This is a genomic window from Agrococcus sp. KRD186 (assembly GCF_017168255.1).
In the GTDB taxonomy this organism is placed as follows: Bacteria; Actinomycetota; Actinomycetes; order Actinomycetales; family Microbacteriaceae; genus Agrococcus.
Genome location: NZ_JABFAP010000001.1, coordinates 1,103,342 through 1,121,605 on the forward strand (window position 1 = coordinate 1,103,342; position 18,264 = coordinate 1,121,605).

16 protein-coding genes, 1 tRNA gene and 1 other RNA gene are annotated in these 18,264 nt (G+C 72.4%); 10 read left to right on the forward strand and 8 right to left on the reverse strand.

Annotated features, from left to right (window positions below):
* Positions 1–14 precede the first annotated feature (14 nt).
* A complete protein-coding gene (locus J1M46_RS05280) occupies positions 15–2,003 on the forward strand; it encodes a PTS fructose transporter subunit IIABC (protein ID WP_206446874.1) in 1,989 nt (662 codons plus the stop codon).
* Positions 2,004–2,063: 60 nt separating this feature from the next.
* On the opposite strand, the gene rnpB is transcribed toward J1M46_RS05280, so the two are convergent.
* The 4 genes from rnpB to J1M46_RS05300 all read right to left on the reverse strand — a co-directional run bounded on the left by rnpB (position 2,064) and on the right by J1M46_RS05300 (position 5,184).
* Positions 2,064–2,427: RNase P RNA component class A (rnpB, locus tag J1M46_RS05285), an RNA gene on the reverse strand.
* 34 nt (positions 2,428–2,461) lie between these two features.
* Positions 2,462–3,553, reverse strand: coding sequence for a GNAT family N-acetyltransferase (locus tag J1M46_RS05290; RefSeq protein ID WP_206446875.1), 1,092 nt, complete (start codon positions 3,551–3,553; stop codon positions 2,462–2,464).
* Positions 3,554–3,616: 63 nt separating this feature from the next.
* Positions 3,617–4,357 (reverse strand): zinc ribbon domain-containing protein, encoded by a 741-nt coding sequence (locus J1M46_RS05295; protein ID WP_206446876.1) that lies wholly within the window; start codon positions 4,355–4,357, stop codon positions 3,617–3,619.
* On the reverse strand, positions 4,348–5,184 hold the full coding sequence (locus tag J1M46_RS05300) for a Nif3-like dinuclear metal center hexameric protein (protein ID WP_206446877.1): 837 nt from the start codon (positions 5,182–5,184) through the stop codon (positions 4,348–4,350). Before J1M46_RS05300 ends, J1M46_RS05295 begins: the two co-directional genes overlap by 10 nt.
* A gap of 56 nt (positions 5,185–5,240) precedes the next feature.
* Here J1M46_RS05300 and J1M46_RS05305 point away from each other — a divergent pair.
* Positions 5,241–5,316, forward strand: a tRNA-Val gene (locus tag J1M46_RS05305).
* A gap of 14 nt (positions 5,317–5,330) precedes the next feature.
* Here the strand turns inward: J1M46_RS05305 and J1M46_RS05310 are convergent.
* Positions 5,331–5,789, reverse strand: a complete 459-nt coding sequence (locus J1M46_RS05310; RefSeq protein WP_206446878.1) for a peroxiredoxin — start codon at positions 5,787–5,789, stop codon at positions 5,331–5,333.
* A 150-nt stretch (positions 5,790–5,939) separates the two neighbouring features.
* Between J1M46_RS05310 and aceE the strand changes: the two genes are divergently transcribed.
* The 6 genes from aceE (at position 5,940) to J1M46_RS05340 (ending at position 13,430) form a co-directional block, all read left to right on the forward strand.
* Positions 5,940–8,657, forward strand: coding sequence for a pyruvate dehydrogenase (acetyl-transferring), homodimeric type (gene aceE / locus J1M46_RS05315; protein ID WP_206446879.1), 2,718 nt, complete (start codon positions 5,940–5,942; stop codon positions 8,655–8,657).
* A gap of 85 nt (positions 8,658–8,742) precedes the next feature.
* Complete coding sequence (locus J1M46_RS05320; protein WP_342384284.1) at positions 8,743–9,924, forward strand: PucR family transcriptional regulator; 1,182 nt, start codon at positions 8,743–8,745, stop codon at positions 9,922–9,924.
* 5 nt (positions 9,925–9,929) lie between these two features.
* Complete coding sequence (locus tag J1M46_RS05325) at positions 9,930–10,850, forward strand: acyltransferase domain-containing protein (RefSeq protein ID WP_206446880.1); 921 nt, start codon at positions 9,930–9,932, stop codon at positions 10,848–10,850.
* 5 nt (positions 10,851–10,855) lie between these two features.
* A complete protein-coding gene (locus tag J1M46_RS05330) occupies positions 10,856–11,842 on the forward strand; it encodes a beta-ketoacyl-ACP synthase III (RefSeq protein ID WP_241249025.1) in 987 nt (328 codons plus the stop codon).
* Between the two features lie 36 nt (positions 11,843–11,878).
* Positions 11,879–12,127, forward strand: coding sequence for an acyl carrier protein (locus tag J1M46_RS05335; protein ID WP_072313678.1), 249 nt, complete (start codon positions 11,879–11,881; stop codon positions 12,125–12,127).
* 67 nt (positions 12,128–12,194) lie between these two features.
* Positions 12,195–13,430 carry a beta-ketoacyl-[acyl-carrier-protein] synthase family protein gene (locus tag J1M46_RS05340; RefSeq protein WP_206446882.1) on the forward strand — a complete coding sequence of 412 codons (1,236 nt, stop codon included), beginning with the start codon at positions 12,195–12,197 and terminating at the stop codon, positions 13,428–13,430.
* A gap of 71 nt (positions 13,431–13,501) precedes the next feature.
* On the opposite strand, the gene J1M46_RS05345 is transcribed toward J1M46_RS05340, so the two are convergent.
* A complete protein-coding gene (locus tag J1M46_RS05345) occupies positions 13,502–14,029 on the reverse strand; it encodes a DUF3145 family protein (protein ID WP_206446883.1) in 528 nt (175 codons plus the stop codon).
* Between the two features lie 94 nt (positions 14,030–14,123).
* On the reverse strand, positions 14,124–14,948 hold the full coding sequence (locus tag J1M46_RS05350) for a DUF1684 domain-containing protein (protein WP_206446884.1): 825 nt from the start codon (positions 14,946–14,948) through the stop codon (positions 14,124–14,126).
* 65 nt (positions 14,949–15,013) lie between these two features.
* Between J1M46_RS05350 and J1M46_RS05355 the strand changes: the two genes are divergently transcribed.
* Positions 15,014–15,838: an LLM class flavin-dependent oxidoreductase gene (locus J1M46_RS05355; protein WP_206446885.1), complete on the forward strand. Its 825-nt coding sequence runs from the start codon at positions 15,014–15,016 to the stop codon at positions 15,836–15,838.
* A gap of 64 nt (positions 15,839–15,902) precedes the next feature.
* Here J1M46_RS05355 and J1M46_RS05360 read toward each other — a convergent pair whose 3' ends face one another.
* Positions 15,903–16,985 (reverse strand): alanine racemase, encoded by a 1,083-nt coding sequence (locus J1M46_RS05360; protein ID WP_206446886.1) that lies wholly within the window; start codon positions 16,983–16,985, stop codon positions 15,903–15,905.
* 72 nt (positions 16,986–17,057) lie between these two features.
* On the opposite strand from J1M46_RS05360, the gene J1M46_RS05365 reads away from it, so the two are divergent.
* Positions 17,058–18,242, forward strand: a complete 1,185-nt coding sequence (locus J1M46_RS05365; protein ID WP_206446887.1) for a low temperature requirement protein A — start codon at positions 17,058–17,060, stop codon at positions 18,240–18,242.
* The last annotated feature ends 22 nt before the right edge of the window (positions 18,243–18,264 follow it).

The following is an 18,264-nucleotide window of genomic DNA, read 5'->3' on the forward strand; positions in this document are numbered from 1 at the left end:
CACCAGGAGCACTGATGCCCCAGATCCTCACCCCCGAACTGGTCGTGCTCGACGCCGACCTCGGCGCCGACAAGGAGGCCGTCATCCGCGCGCTCGCCGCTCGCGCGGCCTCCACCGATCGCGTCGCCGACGGCGACGGCCTCGCGGCCGCGGTGCTCGAGCGCGAGGCACTCACACCGACCGGCATGGGCGACGGCATCGCCATCCCGCACTGCAAGTCGGCTGCGGTGCTCGAGCCGAGCCTCGCGTTCGCCCGCCTCGAACCGGCGGTCGACTTCGGCGCGCCCGACGGACCCGCCGACCTGGTGTTCATGATCATGGCGCCCGACGGCGCCGCCGAGACGCATCTCGCGGTGCTGTCTCGCCTGGCCGGCTCGCTCATCGACGAGCAGTTCACCGGGGCGCTGCGCAGCGCCGCGAGCGCCGACGAGGTCGTGGCGCTCGTCGAGCGGGTGGTCGCCGACAAGGATGAGGCAGAACCCGCGCCGGTCGCCGAGGGCGAGCGCAGCATCGTGGCCGTCACCGCCTGCCCGACCGGCATCGCGCACACCTACATGGCAGCGGATGCGCTCAAGGCCGCGGGAGAGCGCGCCGGCGTGCGCGTCACGGTCGAGACGCAGGGCTCCAGCGGCACCAAGCGTCTCGATCCTGCGGTGATCGCCGCAGCCGACGCCGTCGTGTTCGCGGTCGACGTGGATGTGCGAGAGCGCGGCCGCTTCGCCGGCAAGGCCTACGTGCAAGTGCCGGTCAAGCGCGGCATCGACTCCGCGGACGCCCTGATCGCCGAGGCACTCGGCCACGCCGACAACCCGTCTGGGCCGCGGCTGGCCGGCGACGTCTCGGGCGGGGCCGACGCGCAGCAGTCAACCGGAGGTGCCGGTGGCGGCTCGCTCGGCGGCACCGTCAAGCGCGCGCTCCTCACGGGCGTCAGCTACATGATCCCCTTCGTCGCCGGCGGCGGGCTGCTCATCGCGCTCGGCTTCCTGGTCGGTGGATTCGACATCACCGACGTCGCGGGCGACGTGATCGTGCAGAACTCGCTCTGGAACCTGCCCGACGGCGGCCTGGCCGAGTACCTCGGCGCGGTGCTGTTCTCGATCGGCAACGCCTCGATGGCGTTCCTGGTGCCAGCACTCGCGGGCTACATCGCCTACGCGATCGCCGACCGCCCCGGCATCGCGCCCGGGTTCGTCGCCGGTGCGGTGGCGCTGCTCATGAGCGCGGGCTTCATCGGCGGTCTCGTCGGAGGCCTGCTCGCCGGCCTCGCCGCCTGGTGGATCGGCACTTGGAGCGTGCCGAAGTGGCTGCGCGGCCTCATGCCGGTCGTGATCATCCCGCTGCTGGCCTCCATCTTCGCCTCAGGGCTGATGGTGGTGCTGCTGGGCGGGCCGATCGCCGCGCTGATGGCCGGGCTGACCGGCTGGCTCGGGTCGCTCACCGGCGCTGGCGCGGTGCTGCTGGGTCTGCTGCTGGGCACGATGATGGCTTTCGACCTCGGCGGGCCGATCAACAAGGTCGCCTACGGCTTCGCCGTCGCCGGGCTCGGCGCGGGCTCCCCCGAGGACCCCGCGCCCTGGATGATCATGGCCGCTGTGATGGCCGCAGGCATGGTGCCGCCGCTGGGCATGGCGCTGGGTACCCTGCTCGATCGGAAGCTCTTCACACCGGCTGAGCAAGAGAACGGCAAGGCGGCGTGGCTGCTGGGCGCCTCGTTCATCTCGGAGGGCGCGATCCCGTTCGCGGCCGCCGACCCGCTGCGTGTCATCCCCGCGTCGATCCTGGGTGCGGCGACCACCGGTGCCATCTCGATGGCGGCTGGCGTGACCAGCCAGGCACCGCACGGGGGCTTCTTCGTCTTCTTCGCGATCGGCAACCTGCTGATGTTCACGCTCGCGATCATCGCCGGCACGATCGTCACCGGCCTCGCGGTCATCGCGCTCAAGCGCTGGGCACGGCGCACGCCGACGCCTGCGGAGGCCGAACCCGCCCTCGTGGCCGCCTGAACGCATCCGCTCGACACCGATCGCCCCGGGCATCAGCCTCGGGGCGATCGGTCGTGCGGGCGAACCGGCCGGCCGATACGCCGGGTTCTGTCGTGGACGGTCATCTCTCTACGGGATGCATTGCTGCAGCCCTCTAGCGACCTACCCGCGGATGGGACGAGCAGCCCCGTGATCCGCTGTCTGGTCTTGCTCCGGGCGAGGTTTGCCTAGCCGCGGCGCTCGCACGCCGCGCTGGTGGGCTCTTGCCCCACCGTTTCACTCCTGGCCTGCCCGAGCCCGAAGGCCCTGGCAGGTGGACCTGCTCTCTGTTGCACTTTCTCGCGGGTTGCCCCGGGTGGACGTTATCCACCGCCCTGCTCTGCGGAGCCCGGACGTTCCTCGGCACGGAGCCGAAGCTCCGCGACGCGACCGCCTGGCCGACCGATTCGCTGCGTCCAGGGTACCGGCAAGCGGCCCGTTCAGCGCGGCAGCTGCTTGCGGTAGTAGGCCGTCGCATGCAGCGGCCGGCCACCGAAGCGCGAGAACTGCCTGGCCGAGCTGGGATTCTGCCGCCCCACATGCGTCGAGCGCAGCCGCGCGCAGCCGCTGTCGGCGAGGTTCGCGTGCAGGCGGCGGCTCAGCAGCGTGACGATGCCCTTGCCCTGCGCGTCCGGCAGCGCGCCCTGGATGACCAGCACCGCATCCGACCGCAGCTCGCGCCGGTGCCGCACGAACCGCCACCGCTCGCGGACACCCCAGCGACCGCCGGAGTCCTGCAGCACGCGCGAGGCGTCGAGCACCGCGAAGACGAACCCCACCGGCTGCTCCTCCTCGTCGCGGGCGATCAGGAACAGGCCGGGCTCGTGCAGCAGCCACAGCCCCGCGAACTGCGACCGCAGCTCGTCGCGCGTGAACGGCGTGAAGTAGGGCAGCTGCGCGAAGGAGCCGTTGAGCAGCGGCAGCAGCGCCCGCAGCCCGCGCGCGAGCCCGAAGCGCGTCACCTCGTCGATGCGGATGCCGGCGCGGTCGAGCTCTGCGACGCTCGGACCGTCGCCGTCGAGCACGTCGACCACCCAGGTGTCGCCCTCGTACCAGCGCTCCAGGCCGCGTGCCTCGAACGCCGGCGGCATCCACTCCGGGTTCCACCCCGCGTCGGGGAACCCGCGCTCCTCGAAGCCCGAGGTGATGAGCCCGCCCGACTGGTTCGGCAGCAGCTGGGCAGGGCCGAAGAGCTCGGTCGCACCGGCTGCCCGCGCTCGTCGCTCGATGTCGTCCAGCAGGGTGTCGAGGACGGATGCGTCGGGTGCCGCGAGTGCGCCGAAGACGAGCGCGCGGGTGCCGAGCCGGTCATCGAGGCGGTCGTCACGGTGCACGATTGCGCGGCCCACGGGCCTGCCGTCGTCGTCGCGCGCGAGCAGCAGCGTGATCGGGTGCCGGTGGGCCGAGGTGCCGCGGAACCAGTCGCGCACGGTGCGCTCGCGCAGCGGCACCGCACGGCCCTCGTGGGTCTCCTTGCCCAGGCGGAGGAACTCGGCGAGGGCGGCCTCGTCTGCGACCTCGACCACGTCCATCGGCGCACCCCCTCCGCTCAGATCGTACGACGAGGGCGTCGGCGGCGGGGCGGATGCGCGGTGCTAGATGCCGCTCTCGTCCGTGCGCACGAGGATGGCCGAGGAGTTCGGGTCGAGGAGCACGTCCTCATCCGCCGCCTGGCGGATCTCGTACAGCTCCGCCGCCGTCAGCTCGACTCCGGAGGCGACCGAGGTGCGACGCTGCAGGAGCGTGGCGCCGATGCCGTAGCGCTCCCGCTGCCGATCGTAGAGCGCCAGCAGATCGGTCGGCACCTCGGCGGCCCGCTCGCCGCGCTCGGCGCGCGCGGCCTGCAGCTGCTGCTCGAGGTCGCCGGCGGCGAGCTCGCGCTCGGCGGCGAGCCGGTCGCGCTCGGCGCGCGCCGTCTCCGCCTCGCGGCGCGCCTCGGCGAGCGCCGTCGCGGCGTCCTCCTGCTGCTGCATCGCCTCGAGCTCGAGGTCCTCGAGGATGCCCTGGCGGCGCTCGAGCGTCTCGTTCTCGTGCTCGGTCGCCGTGGCGGTCTTGGCGTCGGTGATCGTCGGCAGGCGGTCGCGGTTGCGCTGCAGCCGAGCCCGGACGACCTGCACGTCGCTCTCGATGCGAGCGACCCCTGCGGTGGCGTCGTCGTGCGCGCCGAGCCGCTCGAGCACGGCGCGGTCGAGCACCGACAGCTCGGTGTCGAGCTCGTCGATGCGCTGCGTCTGCGGCAGCGACTTGAGCTTGCCTTGCAGGCGCACGATCAGCGTGTCGGCCTCCTGCAGGGTCAGCAGTCGCCGCTGGTCGTTCGGGGTCGCCTTCAGTGCCATGCCTGCTCCTCCTGCGGGACCGCGAAGTCCCATGGGTCTGTCCTGATCTCGCTCACGAGCACCTCGACGCCGGGCAGCGCAGCCCGCAGCTGCTCGGCCGCCGGCCGCAGCCACAGCGACTCGCTCGCCCAGTGGGAGACGTCGACGAGCGCCGGCCCCTCCCCTGCGGCGTGCCGCTCCTTCGCGTCGGAGGCCGGGTGGTGGCGCAGGTCGCTGGTGATGTAGACGTCTGCGCCGGTCACGGCGCTCTCGCGCAGCAGCGAGTCGCCCGCTCCGCCGCAGATGGCGACGCGGCGCACCTGCCGCTCGGGGTCCCCGGCCGCGCGCAGGCCGCCGGCGACGGCGGGCACCAGCTCGGCGAGCCGCCGCACCAGCTGGCCCAGCGTCGTGGGCGCCGGCAGGTCGCCGACCCGCCCGAGCCCCTTGGCCGCATCCACCCGGTTGACGACGATCGGTGCGGCATCGAGCAGGCCGAGCATCGCGGCCAGCTCGCCGCTCGTGCCGCGGTCGACCGCGTCGGCGTTGGTGTGGGCGGCGAGCAGCGCGACGCGCTCGCGCACCAGCCGGGTGATCACGCGGCCAGCCGGGTTCGTGGCGGCGACGCTCGTGGCGCCGCGCAGCAGCAGCGGGTGGTGCACCAGCAGCAGGTCGGCGCCGGTCTCGACGGCCTCGGCCGCGGTCGCGCCGACGGCGTCGACGGCGAGCAGGATGCGCTGCACCCGATCGGCGGGATCGCCCGCGACCAGCCCCACGGCGTCCCAGTCCTCGGCGGTGGCGGCGGGCCAGAGCGACTCCACCGCCAGCTGCACATCGGCGACGCTGGTCATGCGCTCCATCCTACGGATGCGCGAGGGCCGTCCCGGCCGATGGCACAATGGTGCGCGGGCGGTTGGCGCAGCTGGTAGCGCACTTCGTTTACACCGAAGGGGTCGCCGGTTCGAGCCCGGCACCGCCCACCATCGGCGTCGTCGCGCTAGGCCAGCTGCGCGAGCGCCGCCCGGTACGCGGCCATGTCGCGCGACTCGGATGGGCTGACGCGGAAGTGCGCGGCAATGCGGCCCTCGCGGTCGATGACGTAGGTCGCGCGCGTCGCGACTCCGCGCTCGGGCAGGAAGGCGTCGTAGGCCTGCGCCACCTCGCCGTGCGGCCAGAAGTCGCTCAGCAGCGGGAAGGTGAAACCCTCCTGCTCGTGGAAGACGCCGAGCGAGGCCGCGGTGTCGACCGAGATGCCGAACACCTGGGCGTCCGCGCCCTGGAAGTCGGCCAGCTCGTCGCGGATCGAGCACAGCTCGCCCGTGCAGCGGCCCGTGAAGGCCGCCGGGTAGAACACCAGCACCACGGGGCGGCCGCGGAGCTCGGAGAGCGTGACCGCCTCACCCGTGTGGTCCCTGAGCGTGAAATCGGGTGCTTCGTCGCCGATCTGCAGTGCCATGCGCGTCCTCGTCTCTCCTGCGGCCTCGTCGCATCCTCATCGTGCCAGAGCGTGTGCCCGCGAGAACTCACGGACGCGGCTCGGTCGATATGGTGGAGGTTGCGGGCGCCGACACCCAGGCGCGCCTCCAGATCGACGTCAGGAGCTTCGGTGCTGAACGACCAGGACCCCTACTCGGGCCACACCAACGACGCAGACCCGAGCGAGACCGCTGAGTGGCAGGAGTCGCTCGACCAGCTCGTCGCGGCGCACGGCCCGCAGCGCGGTCGGGAGATCATGCTGAGCCTGCTCAAGCGCTCGAAGGAGCTGCACCTGGGCGTGCCGATGGTGCCGACCACCGACTACCTGAACACGATCGCGGCCGAGGACGAGCCCGAGTTCCCCGGCGACGAGCAGCTCGAGCGCACCTACCGCCGCTGGATCCGCTGGAACGCCGCGATCATGGTGCACCGCGCGCAGGCCCCCGGCATCGGCGTCGGCGGCCACATCTCGACCTACGCCTCATCCGCCGCCCTCTACGAGGTGGGCCTCAACCACTTCTTCCGCGGCTACGACCACCCCGGCGGCGGCGACCAGATCTTCTACCAGGGGCACGCATCCCCCGGCATGTACGCGCGCGCGTTCCTCGAGGGCCGCCTGAGCGAGACGCAGATGGACGCCTTCCGGCAGGAGAAGTCGAAGGCGCCCAACGGCATCCCCTCCTACCCGCACCCGCGCATGATGCCCGACTTCTGGCAGTTCCCGACGGTCTCGATGGGCATCGGCCCGATCAACGCGATCTACCAGGCACAGGCGAACCGCTACCTCGCGAACCGCGGCATCAAGGATGTCGCCGACTCGCAGGTGTGGGCGTTCCTCGGCGACGGCGAGATGGACGAGGTCGAGTCGCGCGGCGCGCTGCAGCTCGCCGCGAACGACGGCCTCGACAACCTGAACTTCGTCATCAACGCCAACCTCCAGCGCCTCGACGGCCCGGTGCGCGGCAACGGCAAGATCATCCAGGAGCTCGAGTCGTTCTTCCGCGGCGCCGGCTGGAACGTCATCAAGGTGGTCTGGGGCCGCGAGTGGGACTCGCTGCTGGCGAACGACCACGAGGGCGCGCTGCGCGACCTCATGAACGCCACGCCCGACGGCGACTACCAGACCTACAAGGCGGAGTCGGGCCTGTTCGTGCGCGAGCACTTCTTCGGCCGCGACCCTCGCACGCTCGAGATGGTCAAGCACCTGAGCGACAACGAGATCTGGGCGCTGAAGCGCGGCGGCCACGACTACCGCAAGGTCTACGCGGCCTACAAGGCGGCCGTGGAGCACAAGGGCCAGCCGACGGTCATCATCGCGAAGACGGTCAAGGGCTACGGCCTGGGCAAGAGCTTCGAGGGCCGCAACGCGACCCACCAGATGAAGAAGCTCACGCTCGACGACCTGAAGTCGTTCCGCGACTCGATGCAGCTCGACATCTCCGACAAGCAGCTCGAGGCCGACCCGTACCGCCCGCCGTACTTCCACCCCGGCGCCGACTCCCCTGAGCTCGAGTACATGCTCGAGCGCCGACGCGAGCTGGGCGGCTTCACGCCCGAGCGCCGCGCGAAGCACACGATCATCCCGCTGCCGGAGGAGAAGACCTACGCCATGCCCAAGAAGGGCTCCGGCAAGCAGGAGATCGCCACCACCATGGCGTTCGTCCGGCTGCTCAAGGATCTGCTGCGCGACAAGGGCTGGGGCGAGCGCATCGTGCCGATCATCCCCGACGAGGCGCGCACCTTCGGCATCGACGCCTTCTTCCCGACGGCGAAGATCTACAACCCCAAGGGCCAGAACTACACCTCGGTCGACCGCGACCTGCTGCTGAAGTACCGCGAGGCGCCGGACGGGCAGATCGTGCACGTCGGCATCAACGAGGCGGGCGCCGTCGCGGCGTTCACCGCCGCCGGCACGTCGTACTCGACCCACGGCGAACCGCTCATCCCGATCTACGTCTTCTACTCGATGTTCGGCTTCCAGCGCACCGGCGACTCCATCTGGGCGGCTGCCGACCAGATGACGCGCGGCTTCCTCATCGGCGCCACTGCCGGCCGCACCACGCTCACGGGCGAGGGCTTGCAGCATGCCGACGGCCACTCGCCGCTGCTCGCCTCGACCAACCCTGCGGTGCTCGCGTACGACCCGGCCTACGGCTACGAGATCGCGCACTTGGTGCAGCACAGCCTCGAGCGCATGTACGGCGAGAACCCCGAGAACGTCATCGTCTACATGACGGTCTACAACGAGCCGATCGTGCACCCGGCCGAGCCCGAGAACGTCGACGTCGAGGGCATCCAGCGCGGCCTGCACCGCGTCTCGACCAGCGACCACCACCCCATCAAGGTGCAGCTGCTCGGCTCCGGCGTCGCCCTGCCGTGGCTCCACCACGCGCAGGAGCTGCTCGGCAGCGACTGGGGCGTCTCGGCCGACATCTGGTCGGTCACCTCCTGGAGCGAGCTGCGCCGCGACGGCCTGTCGGCCGACGAGCACAACTTCCTCAACCCGCAGGAGCCCGCGAAGGTGCCCTACGTCACGCAGCGACTGTCGGAGGCCGAGGGCCCGTTCGTGGCGACGACCGACTACATGCGCGCCGTGCCCGACCAGATCCGCGAGTGGGTGCCCGGCGACTACGCGACGCTCGGCGCCGACGGCTTCGGCTTCTCCGACACGCGCTCGGCCGCCCGCCGGTTCTTCACCATCGACAGCCACTCGGTGGTCGTGCGCGCGCTCGACGCGCTCGCGAAGCAGGGCAAGGTGCCGCTGGGCATGGTCATGCAGGCGATCGACAAGTACAGCCTGCACGACGTGAACGCTGGCGAGTCGGGCACCGGCGGCGGCGACGCGTAGGGCTCCGGCGCTGGCTGAGCAGGAGGAGCTGAAGCCGCAGCAGCTCGCATGGCTGCGGCGCATCTCCGGCGACCTGTCGACCCAGGTGACGCGGGCGCTCGACGACCGGCTCCCCTGGTACCGCACGATGCCCCCGTCGCGGCGCAGCGCGGTGGGCCTGGTGGCGCAGTCGGGCATCACCTCCTTCATCGCCTGGCACGAGGATCCCGAGGCGCAGCCCTGGATCGCCGCCGACGTCTTCGCCGCCGCGCCCAGGGAGCTGCTGCGCAGCGTGAGCCTGCAGCAGACGCTGCAGCTCATCCGCACCACCGTGGCGGTGTTCGAGGAGCGCATCGGCGACGCCGATCCGGCCATGCGCGAGCCGATCCTGCGCTACTCCCGCGAGATCGCCTTCGCCGCCGCCGACGTCTACGCGCGCGCCGCCGAGTCGCGCGGCCTGTGGGATGCGCGGCTCGAGGCCCTCGTGGTCGACTCCATCCTCACCGGCGAGCACGACGACGAGCTGCCCAGCCGCTCTGCAGCGCTCGGCTGGCACGGGCGCGGTGAGTGCGCAGTGCTGGTCGGCCTGGCACCGCGCACCGTCGACGTCGACGTCATCCGCCGCAAGGCGAGGCATGCCGGATGCGACGTGCTGATCGGGGTGCAGGGCACCCGGCTGGTCGTCGTGATCGGCCGTGCCGCGCCCAGCACCGACGAGCCGGCCGCGGAGGCGACCGAGCAGGAGCCGATCGACTTCCTCGCCATCGCCGCGCAGCTCGCCGAGGGCTTCGGCGAGGGGCACCTGGTGCTCGGGCCGCCCGTGCCGAGCGTCGTCGAGGCCGCGCGCAGCGCGAAGGCGGCACTGGCCGGCTTCGCCGTCGCCGACGCGTGGCGCCGCACGCCGCGCCCGGTGCGCGCCGATGACCTGCTGCCCGAGCGTGCGCTCGCCGGCGACCCGCTCGCGCGCACCGACCTCGTGCGCGGCATCTACCAGCCGCTGCGCGACCACTCGAGCGACCTGCTCACGACGCTCGCCTGCTACCTCGACACCGGCCGCTCGCTCGAGGCGACGGCCCGCGAGCTGTTCGTGCACCCGAACACGGTGCGCTACCGCCTCAAGCGCATCAGCGAGATCATCGGCTGGGACGCCACCGGCGCGCGCGAGGCCCTCGCGCTCCACACCGCGATCATCCTCGGCTCCGTCCAGGACGCCACGCGCGACCGCACCCAGCGGCAGCCGCAGCCGACCCGTCATGCCCCACGCGGCAAGGGCCCGGTGGCAGGATGAGACCCGTGATCGTCATCGTCGCGCCCGGCCAGGGCTCCCAGAAGCCCGGCTTCCTCGCTCCCTGGCTGGAGCTGCCGGGCGTGCCCGAGCGGCTCCGCTCGCTCAGCGAGGCCGCAGGCGTCGACCTCGTCGAGCACGGCACGGTCTCCGATGCCGACACCATCCGGGACACCCTCGTCGCGCAGCCGCTCATCGTCGCCGCCGGCATCCTGACCCTCGACGCGCTCGCCGACCGGGCAGCGCTCGCGAGCGGCTTCGCCGGGCACTCGGTGGGCGAGATCACCGCCGCGGTCGCCGCCGGCGTGCTGCTGCCCGAGGACGCCATGGCGCTCGTCGGCGAGCGCGCTCGTGCGATGGCGGATGCGGCGGCCGAGACCCCGACGGGCATGGCCGCCGTGCTCGGGGCCGACGAGGCGGCGCTCGAGGCGCGCCTGGCCGAGCTGGGCCTGCAGCCGGCGAACTACAACGGCGGCGGCCAGATCGTCGTCGCCGGCGCGCTGGACGCGCTCGCCGCGCTGGCCGAGGCTCCCCCGGAGCGCGCGCGCGTCATCCCGCTGCAGACCGCCGGCGCCTTCCACACCGACTACATGGCTCCCGCCGTCGAGCGCTTCCGCGCGCAGGCCGCCGCCACGGCGACGACCGACCCGACCACGACGCTCTGGACGAACCGGGACGGCGGCGTGGTCGCATCCGGCACCGAATTCCTCGAGCTGATCGTCGGCCAGGTCTCGAGCCCCGTGCGCTGGGACCTGTGCATGGCCGGCTTCGCCGAGGCCGGCGTGACCGGCATCGTCGAGCTGGCGCCCGCCGGCGCGCTCACCGGCCTCGCCAAGCGCGGCCTGCGCGGCGTGCCCGCCGCCGGCATCACGACCCCTGACGACCTGGAGGCAGCCGTCGCGCTGCTGGAGAGCGGAGCGGCAGCATGACCACGATGAAGAGCCTTCCCACCCGAGCCGGATCGCGCATCCTCTCCGTGGGCGCCGCGCGCGGCGACCGACTGGTGCCGAACGACGAGCTCGTCGGCCCGATCGACTCCTCCGACGAGTGGATCAGGCAGCGCACCGGCATCATCACCCGCGCGCGGGTCTCCGACGGCAGCGAGGCGGTCGACCTGGCCGAGACCGCCGCCAAGGAGGCGATCGAGCGCGCCGGCATCGACGGCTCGCAGCTGGGCGCCGTGATCGTCTCGACCATCAGCAACACCGTGCAGACGCCGTCGATGGCGGCGCTGCTCACCGAGCGGGTCGGCGCCACGCCGGCCCCCGCCTTCGACATCTCGGCCGCGTGCGCCGGATACGCCTATGGCGTCGCGCAGGCCGACGCGCTCGTGCGCAGCGGCATGGCCGAGCACGTGCTCGTGGTCGGCGTCGAGAAGCTCTCTGAGGTGGTCGACCCGACCGACCGCTCGATCAGCTTCCTGCTCGGCGACGGCGCCGGCGCCGTGGTGGTCGGCCCCTCCGACGAGCCCGGCATCAGCCCCTCGGTGTGGGGCTCGGACGGCTCCCACTGGGAGACCATCCGGATGACGAACACGCTCGGCTCGATGCGCGACGGCGCGCCCTGGCCGACGCTGCGGCAGGACGGCCCGACGGTCTTCCGCTGGGCAGTGTGGGAGATGGCGAAGAAGGCCCGCGAGGCGCTCGACGCCGCCGGCATCGAGCCGGGCGACCTGGCCGCCTTCATCCCCCACCAGGCGAACATGCGCATCATCGACGAGTTCGCCAAGCAGCTGAAGCTGCCCGACACCGTCGCGATCGCGCGCGACATCGAGACGACCGGCAACACATCCGCCGCCTCGATCCCGCTCGCGATGCACCGCCTGCTCGAGGAGCAGCCCGAGCTCTCGGGCGGCCTCGCGCTGCAGATCGGCTTCGGCGCCGGGCTCGTGTACGGCGCCCAGGTCGTCGTGCTCCCTTAGACTCAACCCGTCCAATCCATCAGAAGGAGACACCCCATGGCATTCACCAAGGACGAGGTCCTCGCCGGACTCGCCGACCTCGTGAACGACGAGACCGGCATCGCGACCGAGAACGTGCAGCTCGAGAAGTCGTTCACCGACGACCTCGACATCGACTCGATCTCGATGATGACGATCGTCGTGAACGCCGAGGAGAAGTTCGACGTCAAGATCCCCGACGACGAGGTCAAGAACCTCAAGACCGTGCAGGACGCCGTCGACTACATCACGGGCGCACAGGCCTGAGCCCCACGTTCATCGAACGCGCGTGCGGCCGGGCGACCGGCCGCACGCGGCATCTGCGAGGAGAGTCATGACGAAGAAGATCGTCATCACCGGCCTGGGCGCGTCATCGCCGCTGGGCGGCACCATGCGCGAGAGCTGGGAGGCGCTGCTGGCCGGCGAATCCGGCGCGAGCACGCTCGAGCACGACTGGGTCGCGCAGTACGAGCTGCCGGTGACGTTCGCCGCGCAGGCGAAGGTGCGCCCCGACACGGTGCTCGAGCGGCCGGTCGCCAAGCGCCTCGACCCCTCGAGCCAGTTCGCGCTCGTGGCTGCCAAGGAGGCGTTCGCCGACGCCGGCTCCCCCGAGCTGCCGTCCGAGCGCCTCGGCGTCGACTTCTCCACCGGCATCGGCGGTCTCTGGACCCTGCTCGACGCCTGGGACACCCTGCGCGCGAAGGGCCCGCGCCGCGTGCTGCCCATGACCGTGCCGATGCTGATGCCGAACGGTCCTTCCGCGGCCATCTCCATGCACTTCCAGGCGCGCGCCTACGCGCGCACCGTCGCCTCCGCCTGCGCCTCCAGCACCGAGGCGCTCGTGAACGCCTTCGAGCACCTGCAGGCTGGGCTCGCGGATGTCGTGATCGCGGGCGGCAGCGAGTCGGCGATCCACCCGATCACGCTCGCGTCCTTCGCCTCCATGCAAGCGCTCTCGCGCCGCAACGACGACCCGGCCACCGCATCCCGCCCCTATGACATCACCCGCGACGGCTTCGTCATGGGCGAGGGCGCAGCCGCGCTGGTGCTCGAGACCGAGGAGCACGCGCTCGCCCGCGGCGCCCGCATCTACGCGGAGCTCGCCGGCGGCGGCGTCACCGCCGACTCGTTCCACATCACCGCGCCCGAGCCCGAGGGCCTGGGCGCCAGCCGCGCCGTGCAGCTCGCGCTCGACCACGCGGATGCCAGCGCGGACGACGTGACCCACATCAACGCGCACGCCACCTCCACGCCCGTCGGCGACGTGGCGGAGGTGCGCGCGCTGCACCGCATCTTCGGTGAGCGCATCAGCGAGATCCCCGTCTCGGCGACGAAGGCGGCGCACGGCCACCTGCTGGGCGGCACGGGTGCGCTCGAGGCGGCCTTCACCGTGCTCGCCCTGCACGAGCGCACTGCTCCGCCGACGATCAACGTGACCGAGCAGGACCCGGAGGCGCCGCTGCGCATCTCGGGCACGCCCATGCCGCTGGACGACGGACCGCAGCTGGCCGTGTCGAACTCGTTCGGATTCGGCGGGCACAACGCGGTCGTGGCGATCCGCTCGGTCTGAGTCCGTGCATAGCTGAGGCCCCCGCTGTACTCAGCGGGGGCCTCAGCGGTCTGTGGGGCGGTGGCGGGGCGTCAGCCGACCCGGTGCAGCGCGATGACGGGCGAGCCGTCGGAAGCGTGCCGATAGGACTCGAGCTCACGATCCCAGGCGCCGCCCATGGCGTCGTCGAGCGCCGCGAGCAGCGCGCGGGCATCAGGCCCTGCGGCCTCGATGGCACCGCGGATGCGCTCCTCCGGCACCACGAGGGAGCCGGCGGCGTCGATGCGCTGGGCGCTGATGCCGAGCTGCGGCGTGTGCATCCAGCGCATGCCGTTACTGCCGGGCGTCGGATCCTCGGTCACCTCGAAGCGCACGTCGCGCCAGCCCGCGAGGGCGGAGGCGATCGCGGCGCCGGTGCCGACGGGGCCGGACCAGTGCACCTCGGTGCGCTCCATGCCCGGCTCGACCGGCTGCGGCTGCCAGAGGAAGCGCAGCGCGTCGCCGACGGCCTGGCCGATCGCCCACTCCAGATGCGTGCGCATCGCGCGCGGGGACGCGTGGATCCAGGCCACCCCCGCGGTGGTCGCGGAGCGTCGCCTGAGCGTGTTCGCAGCAGTCATCGTCTCTCCCTCGTTCGATGCGACTTCCCCATCGGTCGAACCGGGCTCGAGACGCCTTGAGTGTCTCACATGGCGCGCGGGAGTGACAAGCCTGTCATTCGCCTGTGAACACCGGTCGCTGCTCGCCCGCGCGGATCGGGAAGGCGAGGCGGTTGCCGGCCGGCGGCAGCGGGCAGTTGTACTGGTCGCTCATCGCGCACGGCGGCACGATCGCGCGATTGAAGTCGAGGTCGACGGTGCCGTCGTGGCGCGGGCGCACGAACAGGAAGCGGCCCACGTCGTAGGTCTCCTCGCCCGTCGTGGCGTCGGCGAAGACGATCTGCAGGCTGTCGCCGTCGGGCAGCGCGACGAGCTCGACCTGCTCGCCCTCGTGCTCGAAGCGGATCGTGCCGGGCGAGGTCGCCCGGCGCAGCGACCCACCCTGCGACTTGCCGTACTCGAAGTCGACGCCGCCCTCGACGGGCTCGAAGGTGCCCTGCACGTGCCATGCCGGGTCGTAGTCGAAGGCGGTGATCTGCTCGAAGCCGCGCTCGGTCGCCGCCTCCGCATCCCACACGCGCAGCGCGAAGCGGCCCTTGAAGTCTGGCCCGATCACGAAGGCCGTGCGGCGATCGTCGAAGCGCACCGTGCTGGGCGTCATCGACTCCTGCGCGTAGACGCTCACCGTGCCGTCGACGGTCTCGCCGTCGACGATGATCTCGGCCGACGCATCCGCCGTCACCTGCAGGCCGTCGCCGGTCGGCGAGGGCGCCCAGGTGCCGGCCACGCCTTCGACCTCGGTGGCCGCGGAGACCCACGCGGTGGTCGTCAGCGCGAGCGCTCCCTGGGGCGCGCGCACGCTCTGGTCGCGCTTGCGGCGGAAGGCCTCGTGCTGGGCGATGGCGGCGTCGGCGGGAGCGGTCACGGCGGAGTCGGTCATGCCTCGAGTCTACCGACGGCGACCCGGTGGGAGCGGCCGTCAGGGGCCTCGCGTACGGTCGAGCCATGCAGAACTCACCTGTGCTCGGCCTCGTCCTCCCGCCCGATCAGGCGCCCGAGCGCTTCCTCGATGTCGCCCGCGCCGCCGATGCCGTCGGCCTCGCCGAGCTCTGGCTCTGGGAGGACTGCTTCGGGCAGTCGGGCACCTCGACCGCGGCCGCCGTGCTCGCCGCGACCGAGCGCATCCGGGTGGGCATCGGGCTGCTGCCGGTGCCGTTGCGCACCGTCGCACTGACCGCGATGGAGATCGCCACCATCGCGCGGATGTTTCCGGGCAGGCTGCTGCCGGGCATCGGCCACGGCGTGCTCGACTGGATGGCGCAGGCCGGTGTGCGCGAGGCGTCGCCGCTGACGCTGCTGACCGAGCATGCCACCGCGCTGCGCACGCTGCTCGCGGGCGACGAGCTGAGCGTCGACGGCCGCTACGTGCACCTCGACCGCGTGCAGCTGCGCTGGCCGCCGAGCGAGGTGCCGCCGCTGCTGATCGGCGGCCTCAAGCCGAAGACCCTCGCGCTCGCCGGTGAGCTCGGCGACGGCGTGCTGCTGACCAGCGACGCGGCGCCCGAGGAGCAGCTCGAGGTGACGCGTGCCGCGATCGCGACCGTGCGCGAGGCGCGCGCGGCGGTCGGCCTCGACGAGCCGTACGCGATCGTGCTGTTCGCGAGCGTGCCGGCGGATGCGTCGTCGTCCGAGATCACGCGGCTCGCGGCCGAGTACGGGGAGCTGGGCGTGACGAACCTGGGGCTGATCGCCACGGACGGCGAGGGGCGCATCGAGGCGGGCGACGGGATCCTGCGGCTGACCGAGACGATCGGCGCCATCGGCACCTGAGTCGCCGGCGAAGCCGCCGACGCCTGATGCGCCGGCGGGGCCCCCGGCGCCTGATGCCGCTCTCCTACGCGTTGCGCCCTCGCGCCGCCACGCGCCAGCGCGCCGCGGGCTCGCTATCGCCGCCGCGGTCGTAGACGACGAGCTCGTCGACCATGTTCACCGCGATGCACACGTGGTTCGGCACGACGCGCACCACGGTGCCCAGCGCCGGCAGCTCGCCGGAACCGCCGGGCAGCTCGACGACCGCGTGGTGCTCGCTCAGCTGCACGATGCGCGCGTCTGGATGATCGAGGAGCCGCCCGTGGCCGCTTGCCCAGTCGGCGCGGTCCGGGCCGAGCACCTTCGAGCCGGCGTCCAGCACCAGCCGCCCGCCCGCGTGCGAGACGACGGTGGCATGGCACGTGAGCGCGATGTCCTCAGGCTCCGCCGAGCCGAGCTCCCACTGCTGCGCGTCGCCGAAGACGGTGACGCCCGGCCGCAGCTCGTTCACCGGCGAGTCGAGCTCGAGCGAAGCGGCGAGGCTGGGCGTCGAGCCGCCGGAGACCACCATCGGCTCGATGCCGGCCGCGCGCAGCGACGCCGCGGCGGCGGTGAGCGCCTCCGCCTCGTCGCGGGCGGCGCGCTCGCGCGCCTCCGGCGCGTACGAGTGGCCGGGGAAGGAGAAGACGCCCTCGACGTCGACGCCCGCCCGCACCGCGGCCGAGGCGACCTCCCCTGCTGCTGCCGGAGCGCATCCGGAGCGGTGATGACCGGCATCGACCTCCACCCGCACCGAGACGCGGCCGGCGAGGCCCGCGTGCACGAGCCGGGCGACGCCCTCGACCGAGTCGACGCCGATCGAGATCGACGCGCCGCGGGCGGCGAGCGCGCTGAGCCTGGCGGCCTTGCCGGCGTCGAGCCAGAGCGGGTAGGCGATGAAGAGGTCGTCGAGGCCGGCAGCGGTGAAGACCTCCGCCTCCCCCACCGTGGCCACGGTGAGGCCGTGCGCGCCGGCTGCCACCTGCATCCGCCCGATCTCGATCGTCTTGTGGGTCTTCGCGTGCGGGCGGAGCGCGATGCCGCGGGCGGTGGCCGCCTCGGCGACGCGCGCGATGTTCGCCTGCATGCGCTCGAGATCGATCGCCAGGAAGGGCGTGCTGAGAGCCATGGCTCGATGCTAGGCGGCGGCGGCGCGCCACGGCGTGCGGCGGCGATGCCGCAGCGCGTGCGATCATCTGGCATGACCGCAGACGCACGCGACGCCCTGCTCCGGCCCGCGGACGCATCGCGTTCCGATCGCGTCACCTACGTCGAGCTGTTCTTCGACCTCGTCTTCGTCTTCGCGCTCACCCAGCTCTCCGCCTATCTGTACGAGCATCAGACGCCGCTGGGCGCGCTCGAGGGCACCATCATGGTGACTGCGCTGTGGTGGGCGTGGGTCGCGACCACCTGGGTGACCAACTGGCTCGACCCGATCAAGCTGCCGGTGCGCGGCGCGGTCATCGCGATCGCGCTCGTGGCGCTCGTGATGAGCGTGTCGATCGCCGATTCCTTCGGCGAGCGGGCGTGGGTGTTCGCCGCGGCGTACGTCGTCATGCAGCTCGGGCGCACGGGCTTCATCGTGCTCGCGACCCGGCGGGAGGATCGCGAGGTGGCGCTGGACTTCACGCGCGTGCTCGTCTGGACGGCCGCCAGCAGCGTGCTCTGGATCGTCGGGGCGCTGCTGCCGCTGCCCGCGCAGCTGCCGCTGTGGGCCGCCGCGCTCGGCATCGAGCTGCTGGGCACCAGGCTCGGGTTCCCGGTGCCGCGCACGGGCCGGGTCGAGATGGGCCGGTGGGACCTCTCCGGTGCGCACATCGCCGAGCGCTCGGCGCTGTTCGTGCTGATCGCGCTCGGGGAGGGGCTGCTGGTCACCGGCTTCGCCTTCGTCGACCTCGAGATCACGCCGCAGGCGGTCATCGCGATGCTGCTGGCGTTCTGCACCGCGGCCGCGCTCTGGTGGGTCTACTTCGACCACGGCGAGCGCATCGGCTCGGAGGCGATGGAGGCGTCAGAGGCGCCCGGTCGCCTCGCGCGCACGGCCTACACCTACGTGCACCTGCTCGTGATCGCCGGCATCGTGCTCGTCAGCGTGGGCGACAAGGAGGTGCTCGCGCATCCCGACCAGCAGAGCGTCTCGGCGGTCGTCGCGGTGGTCGGAGGCCCGCTGCTGTTCCTCGTGGGCACGTTCTGGTTCCGGCGGCTGCTCGAGCGCCGCTGGATCGTGCCGCAGGCAGTGGGCGCGCTCGCGCTCGTCGCCGTCGCCTGCGTGTCGCCGCTGCTGTCGTCGCTCGGCACGAGCGCTGCCGCGACGCTCGTGCTGGTCGGCGTGGCGGCCATGGAGACCGTGCAGCGCATCAGGCGCCGGCGCCGCAGCGGCGGCTGAGCGCACCCGCTCGCGCCGCGCA